This is a genomic window from Christiangramia gaetbulicola (assembly GCF_003054225.1).
Lineage (GTDB): Bacteria > Bacteroidota > Bacteroidia > Flavobacteriales > Flavobacteriaceae > Christiangramia > Christiangramia gaetbulicola.
Map to the genome: position 1 here is coordinate 1249849 of NZ_QBKQ01000001.1, position 21620 is coordinate 1271468.

General features: G+C 39.5%; 14 protein-coding genes. 10 read left to right on the forward strand and 4 right to left on the reverse strand.

The window, feature by feature from the left end:
- The 4 genes from rimK to C8P64_RS05730 form a co-directional block, all read right to left on the reverse strand.
- A complete protein-coding gene (rimK, locus tag C8P64_RS05715) occupies nt 1–873 on the reverse strand; it encodes a 30S ribosomal protein S6--L-glutamate ligase (protein WP_108171058.1) in 873 nt (290 codons plus the stop codon).
- Nucleotides 842–1294 carry an ATP-dependent zinc protease family protein gene (locus tag C8P64_RS05720; protein ID WP_108171059.1) on the reverse strand — a complete coding sequence of 151 codons (453 nt, stop codon included), beginning with the start codon at nt 1292–1294 and terminating at the stop codon, nt 842–844. The genes rimK and C8P64_RS05720 overlap by 32 nt, the downstream gene beginning before the upstream one ends.
- A 117-nt stretch (nt 1295–1411) precedes the next feature.
- A complete protein-coding gene (locus C8P64_RS05725; protein WP_108171292.1) occupies nt 1412–3637 on the reverse strand; it encodes a TonB-dependent receptor in 2226 nt (741 codons plus the stop codon).
- Between the two features lie 122 nt (nt 3638–3759).
- On the reverse strand, nt 3760–4218 hold the full coding sequence (locus tag C8P64_RS05730) for a hypothetical protein (protein ID WP_108171060.1): 459 nt from the start codon (nt 4216–4218) through the stop codon (nt 3760–3762).
- A gap of 124 nt (nt 4219–4342) precedes the next feature.
- Here C8P64_RS05730 and uvrC point away from each other — a divergent pair, with 124 nt between their 5' ends.
- The 10 genes from uvrC (at nt 4343) to C8P64_RS05780 (ending at nt 21620) form a co-directional block, all read left to right on the forward strand.
- Nucleotides 4343–6136 carry an excinuclease ABC subunit UvrC gene (gene uvrC / locus C8P64_RS05735; protein ID WP_108171061.1) on the forward strand — a complete coding sequence of 598 codons (1794 nt, stop codon included), beginning with the start codon at nt 4343–4345 and terminating at the stop codon, nt 6134–6136.
- Nucleotides 6137–8365 (forward strand): patatin-like phospholipase family protein, encoded by a 2229-nt coding sequence (locus C8P64_RS05740; RefSeq protein ID WP_108171062.1) that lies wholly within the window; start codon nt 6137–6139, stop codon nt 8363–8365.
- Nucleotides 8366–8536: 171 nt separating this feature from the next.
- The gene (locus tag C8P64_RS05745; RefSeq protein WP_108171063.1) at nt 8537–9709 is read left to right on the forward strand and encodes a homogentisate 1,2-dioxygenase; all 1173 of its coding nucleotides are present in this window, start codon (nt 8537–8539) and stop codon (nt 9707–9709) included.
- A gap of 104 nt (nt 9710–9813) precedes the next feature.
- The gene (hppD, locus tag C8P64_RS05750; RefSeq protein ID WP_108171064.1) at nt 9814–10956 is read left to right on the forward strand and encodes a 4-hydroxyphenylpyruvate dioxygenase; all 1143 of its coding nucleotides are present in this window, start codon (nt 9814–9816) and stop codon (nt 10954–10956) included.
- A 301-nt stretch (nt 10957–11257) separates the two neighbouring features.
- Nucleotides 11258–12034, forward strand: a complete 777-nt coding sequence (locus tag C8P64_RS05755; protein WP_108171065.1) for a DUF3108 domain-containing protein — start codon at nt 11258–11260, stop codon at nt 12032–12034.
- Nucleotides 12035–12036: 2 nt separating this feature from the next.
- Nucleotides 12037–13002: a tryptophan 2,3-dioxygenase family protein gene (locus C8P64_RS05760; RefSeq protein ID WP_108171066.1), complete on the forward strand. Its 966-nt coding sequence runs from the start codon at nt 12037–12039 to the stop codon at nt 13000–13002.
- 4 nt (nt 13003–13006) lie between these two features.
- Complete coding sequence (locus C8P64_RS05765; RefSeq protein ID WP_211307592.1) at nt 13007–14242, forward strand: peptidoglycan DD-metalloendopeptidase family protein; 1236 nt, start codon at nt 13007–13009, stop codon at nt 14240–14242.
- Nucleotides 14243–15877 (forward strand): glucose-6-phosphate isomerase, encoded by a 1635-nt coding sequence (pgi, locus tag C8P64_RS05770; RefSeq protein WP_108171068.1) that lies wholly within the window; start codon nt 14243–14245, stop codon nt 15875–15877.
- A 185-nt stretch (nt 15878–16062) separates the two neighbouring features.
- Nucleotides 16063–18795 carry a TonB-dependent receptor gene (locus C8P64_RS05775; protein ID WP_108171069.1) on the forward strand — a complete coding sequence of 911 codons (2733 nt, stop codon included), beginning with the start codon at nt 16063–16065 and terminating at the stop codon, nt 18793–18795.
- Nucleotides 18796–19085: 290 nt separating this feature from the next.
- Entirely contained in the window at nt 19086–21620 is a 2535-nt protein-coding gene (locus tag C8P64_RS05780; protein ID WP_108171070.1) for a TonB-dependent receptor, read from the forward strand.

The window sequence follows — 21620 nt, forward strand, 5'->3', positions numbered from 1 at the left end:
CTATACGTTTCTTTCAATATATCTTATTATGGTTTTGGCAATATCCTTTCCAGTAGCTTCTTCGATCCCTTCCAGTCCCGGAGAACTATTCACTTCAAGGATAAGTGGTCCACGGCTACTTTGCAGCATATCTACACCCGCAACCCCCAGTGACATTGCCTTGGCGGCTTTGATCGCAGCATTTTCTTCTTCATCTGTTAGTTGGATAACTGAAGCAGATCCACCTCTGTGAAGGTTAGATCTGAATTCTCCTTCTTTCCCCTGTCTTTTCATCGCTCCAACTACCTGTCCGTCTACAACGAATGCTCTAATATCTGCACCGCCAGCTTCTTTAATGAATTCCTGAACGATAACCCTGGCTTGTAAGCCGTTGAATGCTTCGATTACAGATTCTGCTGCATTCTGAGTTTCGGCAAGTACCACTCCAAGTCCCTGTGTTCCTTCAAGTAATTTGATGATAACCGGGGCTCCACCAACATGCTCCAGGATCTCAGTTACATCCTTGGAATAATTCGTAAAAACTGTTTTTGGCAAACCTAATCTTGCCCGGGAGAGGATCTGTAGGCTTCTTAACTTATCACGACTTCTAACCAGTGCCTGGGATTCTGTAGTGGTAAAGGTTCCCATCATTTCAAATTGTCTTACCACGGCCGTACCAAAAAATGTAACTGAAGCTCCAATTCTGGGAATAACCGCATCGGTTTCTTCCAGCCAGTGACCTTTATAATAAATTGTGGGTTTTTTCTTCTCAATGATGAGATCACATTTTATAGGATCTATCACTTCAACTTCATGATGTCTTTTCTTAGCCGCTTCGACCAGTCTGCTTGTTGAGTATAGTCTAGGGTTTCTTGATAGAATTCGTATCTTCATCTAGCTTCTTGTTATAAGACACATCGATCAATTCTGTGTCTACTATAAATTTTTTGGTTAAAAACTTTCTTCCAATTAAAACCGGAAATCTCATTTCCTGCCTGGAAGAAAGAGATAACGAGATCTTAAATACTTTCCCGAATAATTTAATATTGGATTGAACCTGATACCTTTTTTGGATGATACCATTACTGCTTCTAACAAAGACAATATCATAATCCTCGAAAACGAATTCTTTACCATTATAAAGAGGGTGTTCGTCATCTAAAAAAGTACAATGTATCGCATCGTCTTTTTCGATAATATTATCGCAATGAATAGAGGAAGTATAGGCTCCGGTATCAATTTTTATGGCAATGTCGTTAAGCTGTAAAGCCGGGAAATCTGCTTTATCAAACCTGCCGATCACTATTTTTTCCATGTTGCAATATACTAAAAAGCAGTTGCTTTGTTTGGAAACAAAAATAAGGGATATTCTTATGAATTATTAGTAAAAAATAATCCGGCTGAGAATATCGGTTCCCAGCCGGAATTTACTTTAGAAGAATACACTTAGCTTTCCTCTAAGAAAGAAAGGTGTACCAGGGGTGAAATGTATTTCTTCTACCGGGAATTCTTCATTTCTCAACCTGCTTTCGGTAGCAAACTGGGTTTCATTCCATTCGGTATCCAGAAGGTTCTCTATGATAACTCCAAGCTGAATGTTCTTATAACGATAATTCAGGTTAAGATCTGTAACTACGTATCCTTCTGCAGTAATGCTGAAATCTTCATTCGCAGGCCTGTTATTAATATATCTATATGAGAGTGCACCAGAAAATCCTGAAAGATTCTCTACGGCTAATCCACCTGAAGAAGTGAATTCTGGAGCTAGCGGAATATAATCTTCCCCTGAAGGTTCTTCGATACTTCTGGCATAGGTGTAATTAAGGTCTGAATAGAAATAGAGCCAGTCATTAGCCTGAAACCTTGCGCCAAGGTCTAATCCTAATCTTCTGGTTTTTCCACTTGGTTCCACGATGGCCGCATCTCCTACATAAACAAATTCCTGTTCCAGGAACAAAACCCAGGCAGCGGCATTCAGGATCCATTTATTGCCGGGCTTGTAGATCAATCCAAGGTCACTACCGTAGGCGGCAGGAAGAATTTCCTCGCCACTTCTGGCAACTACCACCCTGGTGTCATTAGAATGGAAGCCAATTCCATTTTTAAGGTATATCTGTAAATCAGCTGAAGCGGTGTAATTGAAATTTAATTTTGGACTGAAGAATACCTTGTCTTCGCTTTTATTGTCATAGGTTTCTGTGATAAGATTCTCATAATCGAAATTGAAATAATCAATCCTAAGTCCCGGATTTACCTGAAGTTTTCCCAGGTTGAACTCGGTGTTTAAAAAACCATAAAGATTGGTTTCGTCAATATTTCCATAAGAAAGTCTTTCCAGCAATTCCTTTCGGTTTTTGGTCCTGGAGAGTTCATTCAGGTTACTATCGTCATACCTGAAACCTATCCCCGCTGAATAACGCATTTCTAGTGGAAGTTCCCTGCCAGTATATTCTAAAACACTTTCGGCACCAAGAATATTCCGGTCTTCCTTTTGTTTTATCTGGTCACCGTTTACCGGATCTTCCAGGAAAAAGGTGAAGTTTGAATACAGCTCAAAATCATAATGCGAATAAAAAGCACGAGATTTCAGCTTTTTAGATCCTGGAAGGAATTTGGCGTGGTTCAGCAAAAGATTTGTTCTTGAAGTATTTCCACCTTCAGTATCATCTATGGCTCCAAACCTGTTGATCGAACCATCTGCCACTGCTCTTTCTGGAATCTGACCCGACGCGTCCCACTTGCTTTGAAAATATGAAAGCGTAAGGTTTAGTTCTTCTTCACCGGGTTTCATATAATTATATTTCCCCATAATGTTGAAGCGATTGAAATTCTGCGGACTTTCGAATGGCCCGTCAAAAAGGTTGAGCGAGCTCGCGATATAGGCGCTGCTGTAGCCTTTGTCCAGCACCTGGAACATTCCCACCAGCCTTTTGCTGTTGAAATCTCCAAGTTCCAGGGAAACCATATTTTCGTCCAGTTTGTCCATGGTTCTGAAATTCACGAATCCAGCGGTAGTGAAATTCCCCTGATCTGAATAATAGGGACCTTTCCCGAATTCGATATTTTTGATAGTCTCCGGGATAAGAAAATGCAGGTCGCTGTATCCCTGCCCGTGGGCGTGGGATACCATGTTTACCGGCATTCCTTCTACCGCCAGGGAAATATCTGTCCCGTGGTCTATGTCAAATCCCCTTAAAAAGATCTGTTCTGCTTTTCCGCCACCGGCGTGCTGGCCAATGATTAGACCCGGAATTTTACGCAATATCTCCTGTGAGGATTTTACAGGATTGGTTTGAAGCTCAACCCTGATGACCTCGCTAAGCGGATCACGATTACTGCTTAAAACGATCTGGTCCAGGCTAAGCGTGGCCTCTTTCAGCTCAAAGACCTTTTGCTTATTAAAGTCTTCCTTGCTTATTGTGTAATCCTGTTTTTCAAAACCAAGAAAGGTGATCTTGATAAGGTTTCCCGGGGTAACGTTTTTTAAATTAAACTCTCCTGAAGAATTGGTGTGCGTATGGAATCCCGAGGAGCTATCGTAAATAGCGACATCTTCAAGAGGGTTCCCATCTGCATCGATTATTTTGCCCTCAAAATTTTGAGTTTGGGCAAAACCGATTCCGCAGAAAAGAAATAGGATGTTTAATATTCTTCTCATTTTTATTTTGGTTGAAGCATTTTGATTCCTGCTCATGTATTATATACGTGAGAAAGTTCAAAACGGTTTCTTTGGATAAGTAAATAGGTTTTTTGACGTAGCTGAATTACAGCTCGTCTGCGTTAAATTTTATGGAAAACAGGTTCAGGAGGAGGGAAAAGGTTGTCAGGGAAATGTGAATATTTCCTTTGAATATATGCTGAATAGGTGTTTTTCTCTGTCACTTTAATAAGCTGAATCTGGGAATAGTATTCAATAAGATGTTTATCGTAGGTCTCTTTTTGGGTCTTTTCAACAGGAGCTTTTTCCTCGTCTGAAATATTTAAAGCGGTACTTATAAACTCAAGAACATCGTGAGAATGTTCTTCAGCATGCGTTTTATGCTTTGGAGGTTCATGGTCATGTGAAGATATGCCAGAGTGCGAGTGAGCGTTGGTATGCTGGTGAGCAGAAAATGTTTCAGAAACTTTGTGGGACACCAAATGTGAGATATCTAAAATTTCTTCGTTAAGCGGACTAAGCAAATATAGCAGGGCAAAAAAAACTGCTAGAAAATCCTTGATTGAAGGAGGTATTTGCATTTATACGTTTCGGTGTTAGATCCAAATTTAGCCAAAAATTGCAGAAGCTTTGAGAAGAAAGCTTTTTAAATTTTATAACGCCAAAACCTGAAAAGACTGTCAATTAAATTTTAAATTTGAACTAATGGAAAAACCTGCTCTGGACGTTCAGTTAAAGACTTTGCCCAACAGCCCGGGAGTCTATCAATATTATGATAAGAACGGGAAAATTCTTTATGTTGGGAAAGCGAAAAACCTTAAAAAAAGGGTCACCTCATATTTCAATAAAAATCATGACAGCCATCGCATAGGGGTGATGGTAAAAAAGATCCGGGAGATAAAGCATATCGTGGTTTCTTCTGAAACAGATGCGCTTTTACTGGAAAACAATCTTATTAAGAAGCTTCAGCCCCGCTTTAATGTGATGCTGAAAGATGATAAGACCTATCCCTGGATATGCATTAAAAATGAGCGTTTTCCCAGGGTTTTTCCCACCAGGAGATTGATCAAGGACGGCAGTGAATATTATGGTCCCTTCACCAGTTTTAAAACGGTGAATACCTTATTAGATCTTATCAAGGGTCTCTATAAATTGCGAACCTGTAATTATGATCTGGCCGAAGATAAAATAAGGAACGGGAAGTATAAACTGTGTTTGGAATATCATCTGGGGAACTGCAAAGGTCCTTGTGAAGCGCTACAATCTGAAGAAGAATACAATAATAATATTGAAGCGATCCGGCAGATTGTGAAGGGGAACTTTAAAGATTCCCTGCAGCGTTTCCGAAACCAGATGAAGGAGCATGCTGAAAATATGGAATTCGAGGATGCACAGCGTATCAAGAACAAGATCGATGTGCTCGAGAATTACCAGTCTAAATCTACCGTGGTAAATCCTAAGATCAATAATGTAGATGTCTTTTCAGTAGTAACCGATGAGGGTTATGGTTATGTGAATTTCCTTCAGCTTTCCCATGGGGCGATCATTCGTTCGCATACTATCGAGATGAAAAAGAAACTGGATGAAAGTGATCGGGAACTTCTGGAGCTGGCGATCGTGGAGATACGACAGCGCTTCAGTTCTAATTCAAATGAAATTTATGTTCCTTTTAAAGTAGATGTAGGAGAAGACCTAAAGATCACCGTGCCTAAACTTGGTGATAAAAAGAAGATCGTAGAACTTTCTGAAAGGAACGCGAAATACTTCCGCCAGGAAAGGTTCAAACAAATGAAGATCGTAGACCCAGACAGGCATGTGAACAGGGTCATGGCGCAGATGAAAGAAGATCTCAGGCTGAGTAAGGAACCTAGACATATAGAATGTTTCGATAATTCGAACATCCAGGGAACCAATCCTGTGGCCGCCTGCGTTGTTTTTAAAAACGGGAAGCCCAGTAAGAAAGATTATCGTAAATTTAATATTAAGACCGTAGAAGGGCCGGATGATTTTGCCTCTATGGAAGAAGTGGTCTTTAGAAGATACCGCAGGCTTCTTAATGAAGGTGAGGAGTTACCGCAGCTTATTATTGTAGATGGAGGGAAGGGCCAGTTGTCCAGCGGAGTAAAGGCTTTGGATGATCTTGGTTTAAGAGGGAAGATCGCCATTATCGGTATTGCCAAGAGGTTGGAAGAGATCTTTTATCCTGAAGACCCAATTCCTTTGTACCTGGACAAGAAATCTGAAACATTGAAGATCATTCAGCAGTTGAGGAATGAGGCACATAGATTTGGAATTACCTTTCACCGCAATAAAAGGAGTAAAACCGCGCTTAATACAGAGCTGGAGTCTATTGAAGGTATTGGAGAAAAGACGGTTGTAGAATTGCTGAAACACTTCAGGTCTTTAAAAAGGGTGAAGGAGGCTTCAGAAAAAGACCTGGCAGAAGTTATTGGAGCTTCAAAAGCAGGAATAATATTTAATCATTACCACACGGGATAAATGCGTAGATTTTTAGCTTTTTTATTCTTCCTATCTACATTTAGTGGGTTCTGTCAGGATGAGCACGAACCTAAAGTAGGGCTTGTACTTAGCGGGGGAGGAGCAAAAGGGCTTGCGCATATTGGAGTTCTAAAGATACTCGAGGAAGAGGGTATTAAGATCGATTATATTGGCGGAACCAGCATGGGCGCTATTATTGGTGGCTTATATGCTTCGGGGTATACTGCGAACGAACTGGATTCTATCTTCAACCAGACTAATTTCGATATTCTTATTCAGGATGATATTCCGAGAAGGGCCAAAACCTTTTATGAAAAGGAAGATTCAGAGAAATATGCCATAACCTTACCTTTCGATAATTTCGATATTTCATTTCCTACCGGACTCTTTAAAGGCCAGAATATCTATAATCTCATGTCCCGGCTTACCATGCACGTAAGTGATGTGAACGATTTTAGTGAATTACAGATCCCATTTTTTTGCGTGGCCGCGAATGTTGAAACCGGGGAAGAAGTGATCCTCGATAGCGGATCCCTGGCTAAGGCTATATCTGCCAGTGGAGCGATCCCTACAATTTTAAGTCCAATCAAGGTAGACGACCAGTTGTTAACCGATGGTGGCGTAGCCAATAATTATCCCGTAGAAGAATTAAAACGAAGAGGAGCTGAGATTATCATTGGGGTAGATGTTCAGGATACCCTCGTGAAGAGAGATAAATTGAGAAGTGTTTTCGAGATCATGTCTCAGATTAGCAATTTCAGGACGATTGGGGATATGAAAGAGAAAATTCCGATGACCGATATTTATATCAAACCGAATATCTCTCCATTTTCGGTGATGTCTTTCGAAGATGGCCGTGCGATCATAGATTCGGGTAAGGTCGCCGCCTTAAGAAAACTGCCCCAGATAAAAGATCTTGCCGATAGAACAGAAGGAAATTTTGAAAGGAAACGGGTAAAGAAGATCGATACTTTTAATATTAGCGATCTTACGCTTGAAGGGAATAATACCTATCCCAGGGCCTATGTTCAGGGTAAACTGAAACTGGATTATGATGAGCCTTATAACTTCGAAGACCTTAATATCGGCATCAATAACCTTTCGGCTACGGGAAACTTCGATAGGATAAATTACCAGTTGATCCCTAAAGATGAGGAAGATAATTATATCCTTGCCATGCAGATTGAGGAAAGCGAGAACAAGATGTTATTAAGGTTAGGCTTGCATTATGACGAACTATACAAAAGCGGCGCCCTGGTAAACCTTACCAGGAAGAGTTTGCTTTTTACTAATGATGTGGCTTCCGTAGATCTTATTGTTGGGGATAACCTTAGGTATAACTTTAATTATTACCTGGATAAAGGTTTTTACTGGAGCGTTGGTCTTAATTCAAGGTATAATACTTTTGAAAAGTATATAAACCTGAACAATATTCGCAAGTTAGAAGGGAACGACGAGCCTGCATCGGTCGCTGAACTGGAAGTGGATTTCGAAGATTTCACTAACCAGATTTACGTTGAAACGCTTTTTCAGCAGGTGTTCTCTATTGGAGCCGGGCTGGAGCACAAATATTTAAAATTTAGCAGTACAAGCTTTAATGATTTGAACAATCAGAATAATCAGCTGATTTTTGATAATAGTCATTATGCGAGCGCCTTTGGGTATTTAAAATACGACTCTTATGACAGCAAGTACTTCCCAACTAAGGGCGTGAGTTTTAATGGAGATTTTCATGTATACCTTTATTCCAGTGATTTTAATGATAATTTCGCTGAATTTTCTATTGCCAAAGGGGCTATTGGTTATGCGGTTACGCCTTTTACTAATTTTAGCACACGCGTTTCTACCGAAACAGGTTTTAAAATAGGAAATGACGGGACAGAGGTGCTGGATTTCTTTCTTGGAGGTTATGGGAACGACTTCATCAATAACATCAAGCCATTTTATGGATATGATTTCTTGAGTCTAAGCGGCGATAGTTATATACAGGCGCTTTTTGAATTCGATTATCAGGTGGCGCGAAAAAACCATATTATCGCCAGTGCTAATATCGCGAATGTAGAAGACAGGTTGTATACCACCGGGAACTGGTTCTCATGGCCAGATTATACGGGGTATGCTTTAGGATATGGCCTGGAGACTTTTATGGGGCCTATGGAAGTAAAATATACTTATTCCCCTGAAGTAGGAGATAGTTACTGGTTTTTTAGCCTTGGATTCTGGTTTTAAGGAGGTTAAACCATCTTAATAAGATGCTCAGCTGAGGCCTTGTTTTTAGTCTACATTTAAGAATATTTCGCTAAATTTTCATGATATTTGTATAAATCGAAAAATAAAGTCGAAAAAATCCCAATATCTTAATGATTTGCCGGATGTTGATCGATTCAAAAACAAAAAATTATGCCTTTTTATCATAAACTAGGTAAAATTCCACATAAACGCCATACGATATTCAGGAAGCCAGATGGAAGCCTCTATTATGAGCAACTTTTTGGTACCATTGGTTTTGATGGGATGTCCTCTAATTTATATCACGAACATCGTCCTACTCAGGTCAAGGAGATCAAGGGGAAATATGATGCAAAGCCTAAGATCGCGATTGAGAATAACCTTAAATCCTATAGACTAAAAGGATTCCAGGTAACTCCGCATCCAGATTATTTGCAGAGTCGTAAGCCAGTGCTTACTAATGCAGACTGTGATATAGTTCTTGCTTCTCCACAGGGGGAGACCCAGGATTATTTCTATAAGAATGCAGATTCAGATGAACTTTTATTTATTCATAAAGGAAGCGGGAAACTGCGCACGCATCTAGGAAACCTGGATTTTAAATATGGTGATTATTTATTGATCCCGAGAGGAACGATCTATAAGATAGATTTTGATGATGAGGACAATCGTTTGTTCATCGTAGAATCCAGAAGACCTATTTACACTCCAAAGAGATACAGAAACTGGTTTGGGCAATTACTGGAGCATTCACCATTTTGTGAGCGTGACCTAAGGCAGCCTCATGAATTGGAGACCAACGACGAAAAAGGGGATTTCCTTATCAAGATCAAGAAGAAGGGCGAGATCTTCGATATGGTCTATGCCACGCATCCTTTTGATGTTGTAGGTTATGATGGTTATAATTATCCGTACGCATTCTCTATTCACGATTTTGAACCTATAACAGGGAGAATACATCAGCCACCACCGGTACATCAAACTTTTGAGACCGATGCTTTTGTGGTTTGTAGTTTCTGCCCGAGGAAATATGATTATCATCCGGAAAGTATTCCGGCGCCATACAGCCATAGTAACATAGATAGCGATGAGGTTCTGTATTATGTAGATGGTGACTTTATGAGCAGGAATGATATCGAAGCAGGTCACATTTCCTTGCACCCGGCCGGTATCCCGCATGGTCCACATCCTGGAGCTGTGGAAAGAAGTATTGGGCAGACCGATACTGAAGAGCTGGCGGTGATGGTAGATACATTTAAACCTTTGATGCTTACTGAAGATGCTATGGAAATAGCAGATGAGACCTACCATAAATCATGGTTGGAGGAAGAAGACAGAGAATAAAATGAAAGAAGATTTATCAGCGCAGGATAGAGCGATGTGGTAAAATTTTGAAAGCACTTTTCAATTTTTTACAATATCAATAATCCTTAAAAACTTAAAACAAAATGTCTACAGATAACACATCATTAAATTTAGAAAAAGTAGTTCCAGAAGCAGAGGATTTTCTGCCAATTCTTGGAACAGATTTCGTTGAACTATACGTTGGAAATGCCAAGCAGGCGGCATATTATTATCAGCACGCCTGGGGATTTCAGCCGGTAGCTTATGCCGGTCTTGAAACAGGAAAGAAAGACAGTGTTTCTTATGTACTGCAACAGGGAAAGATCAGGATCGTACTAACCTCTCCTTTAGAAAAAGGCGGTGAGATCAATGAGCATATAAACAAGCATGGCGACGGAGTTAAATTTGTTGCTCTGTGGGTGGACGATGCCCGTAAAAGCTATGAGGAAACCACTAAAAGAGGTGCGAAATCTTATGTTGAGCCTTACGAGATCGAAGACAGTAATGGGAAGGCGGTAATTTCCGGAATCCATACCTATGGTGAGACCATTCACCTTTTTATCGAAAGAGGAGAGTACGAAGGTCCGTTTTTGCCTGGCTACAGGGCTTATAATACAAAAGCTAAATCTACAGATACCGGCCTGAAGTTCATCGACCATATGGTTGGAAATGTAGGTTGGAACGAAATGAACAAATGGGTTGAGTTCTACGGAAAAGTGATGGGATTTGCCCAGTTGGTGTCTTTTGATGACAAGGATATTTCTACAGATTACACTGCTCTTATGAGTAAGGTAATGAGTAACGGAAATGGACGTATCAAATTCCCGATCAACGAACCTGCTAAAGGGAAGAAGAAATCTCAGATCGAGGAGTATATAGATTTCTATAATGGAGCGGGAGTTCAGCATATCGCGCTGGCAACAGATAATATTATCGAAACCGTGACTCAGTTAAGAGATCGTGGGGTAGAATTCCTATATGTGCCAGAAACTTATTATGATGATCTTTTAGATAGAGTTGGCGAGATTGATGAAGAGCTGGAGCCATTAAAAGAACTTGGAGTTCTGGTAGATAGGGATGATGAAGGTTACCTTTTACAGATCTTCACAAAACCTGTTTTAGACAGGCCAACCATGTTTTTTGAGATAATTCAACGAAAAGGAGCACAATCTTTTGGAAAAGGAAATTTTAAAGCTCTTTTTGAAGCTATCGAAAGAGAGCAGGATTTGCGAGGTACATTAAATTAGAATTAAAAAATTGCTAAAACTTAAGTTTAAATATTTAATTATTGATAATTAGATAATTTTTCAGTTAAAGTTAATTATGCTGTTGCGGGTAAGGTAGAAATATCAGACTTTTGCACCGCATTTTTGGAGTGGTTACCAAAAATCATATTTAAATTTTTTTCATAATTTAAGTTTTAGTTGGTTAATAAGATAAAATTCCCTGTCATTAATTTGATGGGGTTTTTTGTTTTAATACTTTTGGAATAGTAATTGTAATTAGGGTATTATTCCCAGAAATACTGATACTTAGTAACAAATTATGATGAAAAAACTCTTTGCAATTACCATTCTTTTCTGTCTGGTTAGTTCCGCCCAATTATATTCTCAACAGGCCTTTGAAGATGGCGAATGGTTTAAGTTTCGCATTCATTACGGAATTTTCAATGCAAGCTATGCAACTTTAGAAGTAGACGAAGCCAGGTTGAATAATAAATCCGTATACCATATCAAGGGGAGAGGAAAATCTACCGGGCTCCTGAGTCTTTTCTTTAAAGTTGATGATGATTACCAGACCTATATAGATAAAAAGACAGGTAAACCTTACAAGTTCATCAGAAAAATAAATGAAGGCGGTTATACCAAGGATCTTGAAATAGACTTTGATCACGAGGATAACAAAGCCCACGTTCTAAACAAGAAAAATAATCAGCTTCAAAGCTTTTCTGTACCCAATAATGTGCACGATATGTTATCGGCATTTTATTATATTCGCAACCAAATTGATATTGATGGTTTGAAGCCTGGAAAAGAGATGCGCCTTAACATGTTCATAGACGATGAAAATCTCGATTTCAAGCTTGTATTTCTGGGCAGGGAAGTGATCAAAACTAAGTTTGGAAAGATAGCTACCCTTAAGTTCAGGCCTTATGTTTTAGCGGGCCGCGTATTTAAGGAAAAGGAAAGCCTTACTTTTTGGGTTAGTGATGATAAAAATAAAATCCCTGTGAAAATCGAAGCAGATCTGGCGGTTGGTTCGCTAGATGCAGATTTAGAAGCATATAAAGGTCTCAAACATCAGTTCAGCATCATAATGAATTAAGCATGGAGATAAAACCCGAGATCGCGGAACGAATCATAAAACTTGAAGAAAAGTTTAAGAATTCGGGTCAGGATATGGGGTCCTATTTGGATGGTCTGCTTTACGACCGTTACTTGTCCTATTGGGATTATATAGAGGTAGACACTCTTTTAAGTCTGCAAAAAACAAATACGCATTTTCCTGATGAAATGATCTTCATTACCTATCATCAGATCACCGAGCTGTATTTCAAACTTATCATACACGAGCAAAAGCAAATCATAGAAAGTGCGACTTTAACCGCATCTTTCTTTATTGAAAAGCTTAATAGAATAAATCGCTATTTCAGGATCCTGATAGATTCCTTCGACGTGATGATCAAAGGGATGGAAAGGGAGCAATTCCTGAAATTCAGGATGGCCTTACTTCCAGCCAGTGGATTTCAGTCGGCACAATTCAGAATGATCGAGTTGTATTCTACGCCATTAGAGAATCTTGTTTCCGCAGATATCCGTAAAGATTTTTCAGAAGAGAACGCTGTAGAAGAACTTTATGAGAATATCTACTGGAAAAAAGGAGGTATAGATTTGGAAACCGGCGAAAAAACACTCACTTTAAAACAGTTTGAAAAGAGATATACTCCGCGATTCTTAAGGATTGCGAATGGAGTATACGGAAATACCATTTATCATCGTTTCCTCAACATGCATGAAGATGACAGGAATAATGAGGAGCTGGTAAAGGCAATGCGTAACCTTGATGTGAATGTGAATATCAACTGGTTGCTTATGCATATGGGGGCTGCCTACAGGTATTTAAGTAAAGACAAACAAACTGTAAAGGCTACGGGAGGAACCAATTGGAAGAAATTCCTGCCTCCAAGCTTTCAAAGAATATCCTTCTTCCCAGCTCTCTGGACCGAAGAAGAAAAACAGGATTGGGGCAAACAATGGGTTAACCATACGTTTAATACAGAAAATAAAAAGTAGAAAATTGAAGAAACTAGGCTTACTGTTAATGTTGATGCTGGCATTTGTTGCCTGCAATGATGAGGAAAAAGACCAGGCTGTAAACAAAGAGGTTAAAAAAGAAAAATTACCTCCGGTTGAAAAAGAATATGGTTTTGTCCTTAATGATTTTGAAGTAGTTAAAGACACTATCGAACCTGGAGACAGTTTTGGGTATATTATGGATAAAAATGGTGTTGGCCATGGAAAGGTGTTTGAGATTTCCAATAAGGTTAAAGACACTTTTAATCCTGCCCGTATTACTGCCGGTAAAAAATATATGATCCTTAAGGCTAAGGATTCGGCGAAAACTCCGCAATACTTTATTTACGAGAACGACAAGATCAACTATACTGTGGTCTCTATTGGGGATAGTATTTATGCGGAAACCAAAAAAAGACCGGTAACGGTAAAACGAAGAGAGGTTTCTGGAGTGATCGTTTCTTCTCTATCGGAATCTATGCAGGCGCAGGGATTAAGCAATCTGCTGGTTTATGAATTATCCAATATCTACCAGTGGAGTATCGATTTCTTTAAACTTCAGAAGGGCGATCAGTTCAAGATGATCTACCATGAAAAATATATCGACGATACTGTTTTTGTGGGAGTAGAGAAGGTAGATGCGGCAGTTTTCAAACATTCAGATAAGCCATTTTACGCATTCAATTATTTAAGCGATACTATTTCTGGTAAACCAAGCTTTTATGATGAGGAGGCAAAAGCATTGCAAAGCTTCTTTTTAAAGGCACCGCTTAATTATTCCAGGATATCTTCAAGATATACCAAAAGACGTTTTCACCCGGTTCAAAAAAGGTGGAAAGCTCACCTGGGGACAGATTACGCTGCAGATTATGGAACTCCAATCGTAAGTACTGCTAACGGTACGGTGATCGCTTCCAGCTATACTTCTGGTAACGGAAATTACGTGAAAATACGCCATAACAGTAAATACACTACGCAGTATCTTCACATGACGAAAAGAGCGGTCAGAAACGGCCAGACGGTAAAGCAGGGAGATGTTATTGGTTATGTGGGAAGCACGGGACTTGCTACGGGACCTCACGTATGCTATAGATTCTGGGTAAATGGCAGGCAGGTTGATCCTTACCGTCAAAATCTTCCATCTGCGAAGCATATAGAAGATAATCTGAAGGATGAGTATTTCGCTTATATCCAACCTTTAAAGGAAGAATTAGAAGAAATACCCTACAAAAATATATAGATGAAAAATATCAATCCAACTACTACCAACGCGTGGAGCGAATTAAAAGATCATTATAAAAAAATAGAGAATGCGCATATGCGCGAGATGTTCGCCCAGGATGGTGATCGTGCAGATAAATTCACTCTAAAGTGGGAAGATTTTTATGTTGACCTTAGTAAAAACAGGATCACAGAAGATACCCGGGATTTACTTCTCAAACTAGCTGAAGAGTGCAAACTTGATGAGGCTATTGATAGTTATTTCTCAGGAAAAGCTATAAACCAGACTGAAAATCGTCCGGTATTGCATACTGCTTTAAGGGCAGATAAAAATGCTGATATCAAGGTAAGAGGTGAGAATGTAGTTCCTGAAGTTCAGGAAGTGAAAGAAAAGATTCGTGCCTTTAGTAACGAGATCATAGATGGAACCAGAAAGGGTTACACCGGGAAAACCTTTACCGACGTGGTAAATATTGGTATTGGCGGCTCAGACCTTGGACCTGTAATGGTTACTGAAAGTCTTGAATTTTATAAGAATCACCTGAAAATGCATTTTATTTCTAATGTAGATGGTGATCATGTTCACGAGACAATAAAGGATCTTAATCCTGAAACTACCTTATTCCTTATCGTTTCCAAGACCTTTACTACAATGGAAACATTGAGTAATGCGACTACGGTTAGGGAATGGTTCCTGAAATCTGTGCCTGAAAAGGAAGTTTCCAAACACTTCGTGGCGGTTTCTACCAACCTTGAGAAAGTAGAAGCTTTTGGGATAGATCCTAAAAATATTTTCCCGATGTGGGATTGGGTTGGAGGCCGTTTCTCTCTATGGAGCGCGGTAGGCCTTTCCATAAGCCTGGCTATAGGATACGATAATTTCGCTTCTCTACTTGAAGGTGCACGAAAAATGGACGATCACTTTAAGAATACTCCGTTTAAAGAAAATCTTCCCGTTCAGTTAGCCATGTTAACGATCTGGTACAATAACTTTTTCAAGGCAGAAAGTGAAGCGGTAATTCCTTATTCTCAATACCTGGATAAGTTCCCGTCTTACCTTCAGCAAGCCATCATGGAAAGTAATGGTAAGAGTGTAGACCGTAATGGGGAAAAGGTTTCTTATGGAACCGGAACCATTATTTGGGGAGAACCTGGAACCAACTCTCAGCATGCATTTTTTCAATTGATCCACCAGGGAACTAAATTGATCCCGACCGACTTTATCGGCTTTAAGAAATCTCTTTTCGGGGATAAAGTTCACCAGGACCAGTTAATGGCAAATTACTTTGCTCAGACTGAAGCATTACTGAACGGTAAAACGGCTGAGGAAGTAGAGAAGGAGTTAAAATCTAAAGGATTTGCCCAAGATGAAATAGATAGAATTAGTCCTTTTAAAGTTTTTGAGGGGAATAATCCTACAAATACCATCCTTATCGAAAAACTGACTCCGGAGAGTATGGGGAAACTTATTGCCATGTATGAGCATAAGATCTTTGTGCAGGGGATCATCTGGAATATTTTTAGTTATGATCAATGGGGAGTAGAATTAGGGAAACAACTCGCTAATAAGATCCTTTCAGAATTCGCAACAAAAACGGTAGATGAGCATGATTCTTCAACAAAAAATCTGTTGAAATTCTACCTGGACAAATAGTCTGAACATATATAAATATTCATTTTTAATTTTTAAAGCCCTTGTAATCAAGGGCTTATTTTTTTATGCTTAATCCCTGAGAACAAGATTGTTAAAATTTCTAATCTTAACATTTGTGAATTTTACAAAAGTCAGGAATTGACTTTTTTTGCAAAAATTTTAAAACAAACTACAAATTTTTGAAGATGAGAAAGATTCTTTTTTTAGTGATGCTACTGGCTTCAACTACAATCTTTGCCCAGGGTACTATTACCGGTACGGTAATGGATTCTGAAATGGATGGTCCATTACCAGGTGCGAACGTGATGGTTGTTGGCACACAACAAGGTGCCATGACCGACTTCGACGGTAACTTCAGCATAGATGTTGAAGATTCTTCTGGGAAACTAAGAATCAGTTTTGTGGGGTATTCTCCTAAAACTGTTCAATTTAATGTAAGCGGTGGTCAAACCGTAGATCTTGGAGAGATTGTATTGAGTCCAGATGCCAATGCTCTATCTGAAGTAGTTATTACAGGAGTTGTGGATCTTGCAAAAGATCGTCAAACACCGGTTGCTGTTTCTACGATACGTTCTACAGAGATCCAGGAGAAATTAGGAAACCAGGAATTCCCTGAGATCCTTAATACTACTCCTTCTATCTACGCTACTAAACAAGGTGGTGGATTTGGAGATTCCCGTATCACCATTCGTGGTTTTGATACTCAGAACTCTGCTGTAATGATCAACGGTATTCCTGTTAACGATATGGAAAACGGGCAGGTATACTGGAGTAACTGGGCTGGTCTTAGTGATGTAGCTTCTGCAGTACAGGTGCAAAGAGGTTTAGGTTCTTCTAAACTTGCCGTTTCTTCTGTTGGAGGTACTATTAACGTTGTAACCCGTTCAGCTCAAATGTCTGAAGGTGGTTTTGTAAAGGCTAGTTTCGGTAACGATAATTACCTGAAAACAATTGCTTCTTATAACACAGGACTTAGCGATAGCGGTTGGTCTGGATCTTTCCTTTTAAGCAGAACTGCTGGTGATGGTTACGTGAACGGAACCGAATTTGAAGGATATAACTACTTTATTGGAGTAGGATACCAGCCAAATGATGATCATGAATTCAATTTCATGCTCACCGGTGCTCCACAGCAACACAACCAAAGAGGTTTCTTTACCAGACTTTCCAGCTACCTTGCTTATGGTGAAAATGGAGAGCCAAACGAAAAATATAACCCAGATTTTGGATACAGAAATGGAAAAGAGTTTACTTTCTCAGGAAACTTCTACCACAAACCTGTAGCTTCTCTTAACTGGGAATGGGATATTACAAGCCTTTCTAAATTATCTACCACTGCTTATGCTTCTTTTGGTAGAGGTGGTTCTATTGGTTCTATTGGTAGAATTAATGGTAGACAGTCTTTCGCTTTACCTTTAACAGATGACGGTCTGCTTCCTATAGATGATATTTTTGCATGGAACTCTGGTCAGGATGTTCCTTCTCTTGGAGATCCTAGACAGCCATATTCTGGTGAAGGACAATATCAGGGACAGTTTGTAAACACCGGGAACGGAGATCGTTCTGGTGAAAATGGTATTTCACAGCGTTCTTCTGTGAACTCACACAACTGGTTTGGGGTGATCTCAAACTTTGAAACAGAACTTACAGATAAGATAACTTTAGACGTAGGTGCAGATCTTAGATCTTATAGAGGTTTCCACTACCGTAGATTGGTAGACCTAATGGGAGCAGATATATACCGCTCAACTGCAGATAGCAACAATCCTAGCAGGTTCTTAAGTGAAACTTACGATCCTACCATCGGTAATACTTTGAACGTTTTCAAAAGTATCGACGATGAAGAAAAGATCGACTACTATAATGATGGTCTTGTAAGATGGGCTGGTGTATTCGGACAGTTGGAATACGCCGGAGACCAGATCTCTGCTTTTGTTCAGGGAGCTTTATCTAACCAGGGATTCAAAAGAATTGAATATTTCAACGAGGCTCCGGGTAACCAGGAGACAGGATGGGAAAACATCCTTGGAGGAAATATTAAAGGTGGTATGAACTATAATATCAATGACCAGCACAACGTATTTGGTAACATTGGTTATTACTCTAAGCAACCATTATTTGATGCGGTTTATATCAACTTTGGTAATACTTTAAACCCGAACCTAACTAACGAGCAGGTATTTGGAATTGAACTGGGATATGGTTTCCGTTCTCAATACTTCAATGCTAACGTTAACATCTACAGAACTTCATGGGCAGATAGATTCGAGAGTGATGCCGCTACTTTCTTCGAGGATACTCCACAGGAAATTAGAGGTACTGCCAACCTACTTGGAATTACCCAGGTTCACAAAGGTTTTGAATTTGATTTTTATGGAAGGGTAACCAACAAATTTAAATGGAATGCCATGCTTTCTGTTGGTGACTGGGAATACAAGGATGATGTTGTGGCTTCTTATTTCGATGAGAACCAGAACCCAATTCCTGGTGTAGACGATGCAGTTCTTAGCCTTGACGGAGTTAAGGTAGGTAACGCTGCTCAGTTCACTGCCAGTGCAGGTGTAGATTATCAGATAGTTGATAACTTAAACGTTGATGCAACTTACAGATATGCAGATAAACTTTATGCAGATTTTGATGCTACAGATGCATTGAACAATCCTAATTTCGAGGTATTTGAACTTCCTTCTTATGGTCTTTTAGATCTTGGAGCTTCTTATGGTCTTGATCTGGGAGATAACAGGTTGAGCTTTAGAGTTAACGTGAATAACGTTACAGATAACATCTATATGTCTGAATCTAATACGAATATCCTTGCGCAGCCAGGAGACGAGACTTATGACGGAGTAAATACAAGAAATAATGTATTCTTCGGATGGGGAAGAACCTGGAATGCGAGCGTAGCTTTTAGGTTCTAGCCTTATTTCCAGATAATTAACAAAAGCTCCAGAGAAATCTGGAGCTTTTTTATTTTTTTTAATAAATAATAAAATTTCACCCTCAATAGAATCTCAAAATGCTATTAATTGATTTTCAATTGCTTAACAATTAATTTGTAGGATTTTTTAAATTTTTCTTTTCTCTATTCCCTTGATTTTGGCAAGAATCATACGTAATAAGTTAAAAGTCTTAACACTTAGATAATGCTAGTTATGTAAGAATTGTGTTTTTTTGCACCGAATTTTAATCAAACACAAACAAAAAAGAAATGAGGAAATTATTACTGCTAGCGATGCTCCTTACATCTGCTACAATTTTTGCTCAAGGAACTATAACTGGAAAGGTTATGGATTCTGAAATGGATGGTCCCCTGCCAGGTGCCAACGTAAAAGTTACTGGCACAAGCAATGGTACCATGACAGATTTTGATGGAAACTTTAGCCTTGATGTAAGCAAAGCCGAAGGTTCTATTGAGATCAGTTTCGTAGGTTATGAAACAAAAAAAGTGAAATTCTCCATCTCTGGAGGGACTAAAGATCTAGGTAGTATCATTCTTAGCCCAGATGCAGATGCATTGGATGAGGTTGTTGTTACTAGTTTCTCTCTTGCGATAGACCGTAAGACACCTGTAGCCGTTTCTACGATTAGCGCTGCAGAGATCGAAACTAAGATCGGTAACCAGGAATTTCCTGAAGTACTTAAGTCTACTCCTGGAGTTTACGCGAACAAAGCCGGTGGTGGTTTTGGTGATGCTGAGCTTCGTATGAGAGGTTTCGAAGGTGAAAATATTGCCGTTATGATCAACGGTGTTCCTGTAAACGACATGGAAAATGGTCGTGTATACTGGAGTAACTGGGCAGGTCTTTCAGACGTAACCAGAACTATGCAAACACAAAGAGGTCTTGGTGCTGCGAAAGTTGCCGTTCCATCTATTGGTGGTACTGTAAACATCGTAACTAAGTCAACTGATGCTGAAAAAGGTGGAAACATCTATGCTGCAACAGGTAACGATGGTTATACTAAATTTGGAGCTACTGTTTCAACTGGTAGAACTGAAAATGGTCTTGCTGCTACTGTTTCTGCTTCAAGAACCGTTGGTGATGGATATGTTGACGGAACTGAATTTATTGGTTATAACTACTTCGTGAACATCGCGAAGGAATTTGGAGAAAACCACGAGCTTTCTTTCACTGCTTTTGGTGCTCCACAAAGACACGGTCAGCGTCAGAACAGATATTTGATCGAAACTTACCGTGAAAGCGAAAGAGGTATCAAATTTAACGGTGACTGGGGTTACCTTAATGGTCAGGTTACACACATCGAGGATAACTTCTACCACAAACCACAAATGTCCCTTAACCATTACTGGGATATTAATGAGAACACACTTTTATCTACTGCCGTTTATGCTTCATTCGGTACTGGTGGAGGTGGCGGATGGGCCGGAACAAACAAGTTCGGTCTTGATTCTGAATACAGAGACGGATATTTACAGCCTGTAAATCTTGATCTTATCGTAGACGAGAATATCGCTAACGGTGCTCAGGGATCTGAAACTATCCTTAGAGCTTCAAGAAACGACCACAACTGGTTTGGAGCTTTATCTACGCTTTCTACAGATATTACTGAAGACATCGAACTACTTGCTGGTGTAGACCTTAGATACTACAAAGGGAAGCACTTCCAGGAAGTTACAGATCTTCTAGGAGGTCAGTACTGGTATGATGACTCTAATGCAAATGATCCTGTAAACCTTGCACAGGTTGGAGATAAGATAAGCTACTGGAATGATGGTATCGTACTTTGGGAAGGTGGATTCCTTCAGGCAGAGTATACAAAGTCAGATTTTGACGCATTTATCTCTCTTGCAGCTTCAAATACATCTTATAAGAGAGTTGATTATTTCAACTATTTAGATTCAGATCCAGCACAGGAAACAGATTATGTTAACTTCTTTGGATACCAGGTAAAAGGTGGTGCTAATTACAACTTTACAAAGAGTAGTGGTGTATTTGCCAATATTGGATACTTCGAGAAAGCTCCTTTCTTCGATGCTGTATTCCTTAACTTCCAGAATGACGTAAACTCTGATGCTAAAAATCAAAAGATCTTTAGTGCTGAAGTTGGATATACTTTCAGAACAGACAAATGGAGAGCTAACGTAAATGCATACAGAACTAACTGGAACGATAGATCTCTTACTTATAGCTATAACAACCCTGATGGTTCTCTTGGTGTAGCAAACATCCTAGGGGTGAATGCACTTCACCAGGGTATCGAGGTAGATTTCGAATACCGTCCTTTCGAAGAACTTAGCATTACAGGTTTTGCTTCTTTAGGTGACTACACCTGGGCAGACGATGTGACTGGAGTTCAGATATTTGACGAGGAACAAAACCTTGTAGACGAAATAAATCTTTATATTGGAGATACAAAAGTTGGTGGTACTCCACAGACAACTGCTGGTCTTGGTGTAGATTACGAATTCCTTTCAGAAATGAGACTTAGAGCTAATTATAACTTCTACGGAGATTTCTATTCTGACTTCGATCCTGTAAGCAGAACTAATCCAGATGCTCCTGAAGTATGGCAAGTGCCAGATTTCGGAACTCTTGATGTAGGTCTTTCTTATGACTTCTCAGTAGCTGGTTTTGATACTGCCCTGAATGCGAATGTTTACAACATCACCAATACAGAATATATTGCTAACGCTCAGAATGGTTTAGGAAACAATGCACGTACAGCATTGGTATGGTACGGTTTCGGAAGAACTTACACTGTAGGAGCAAAACTTAATTTCTAA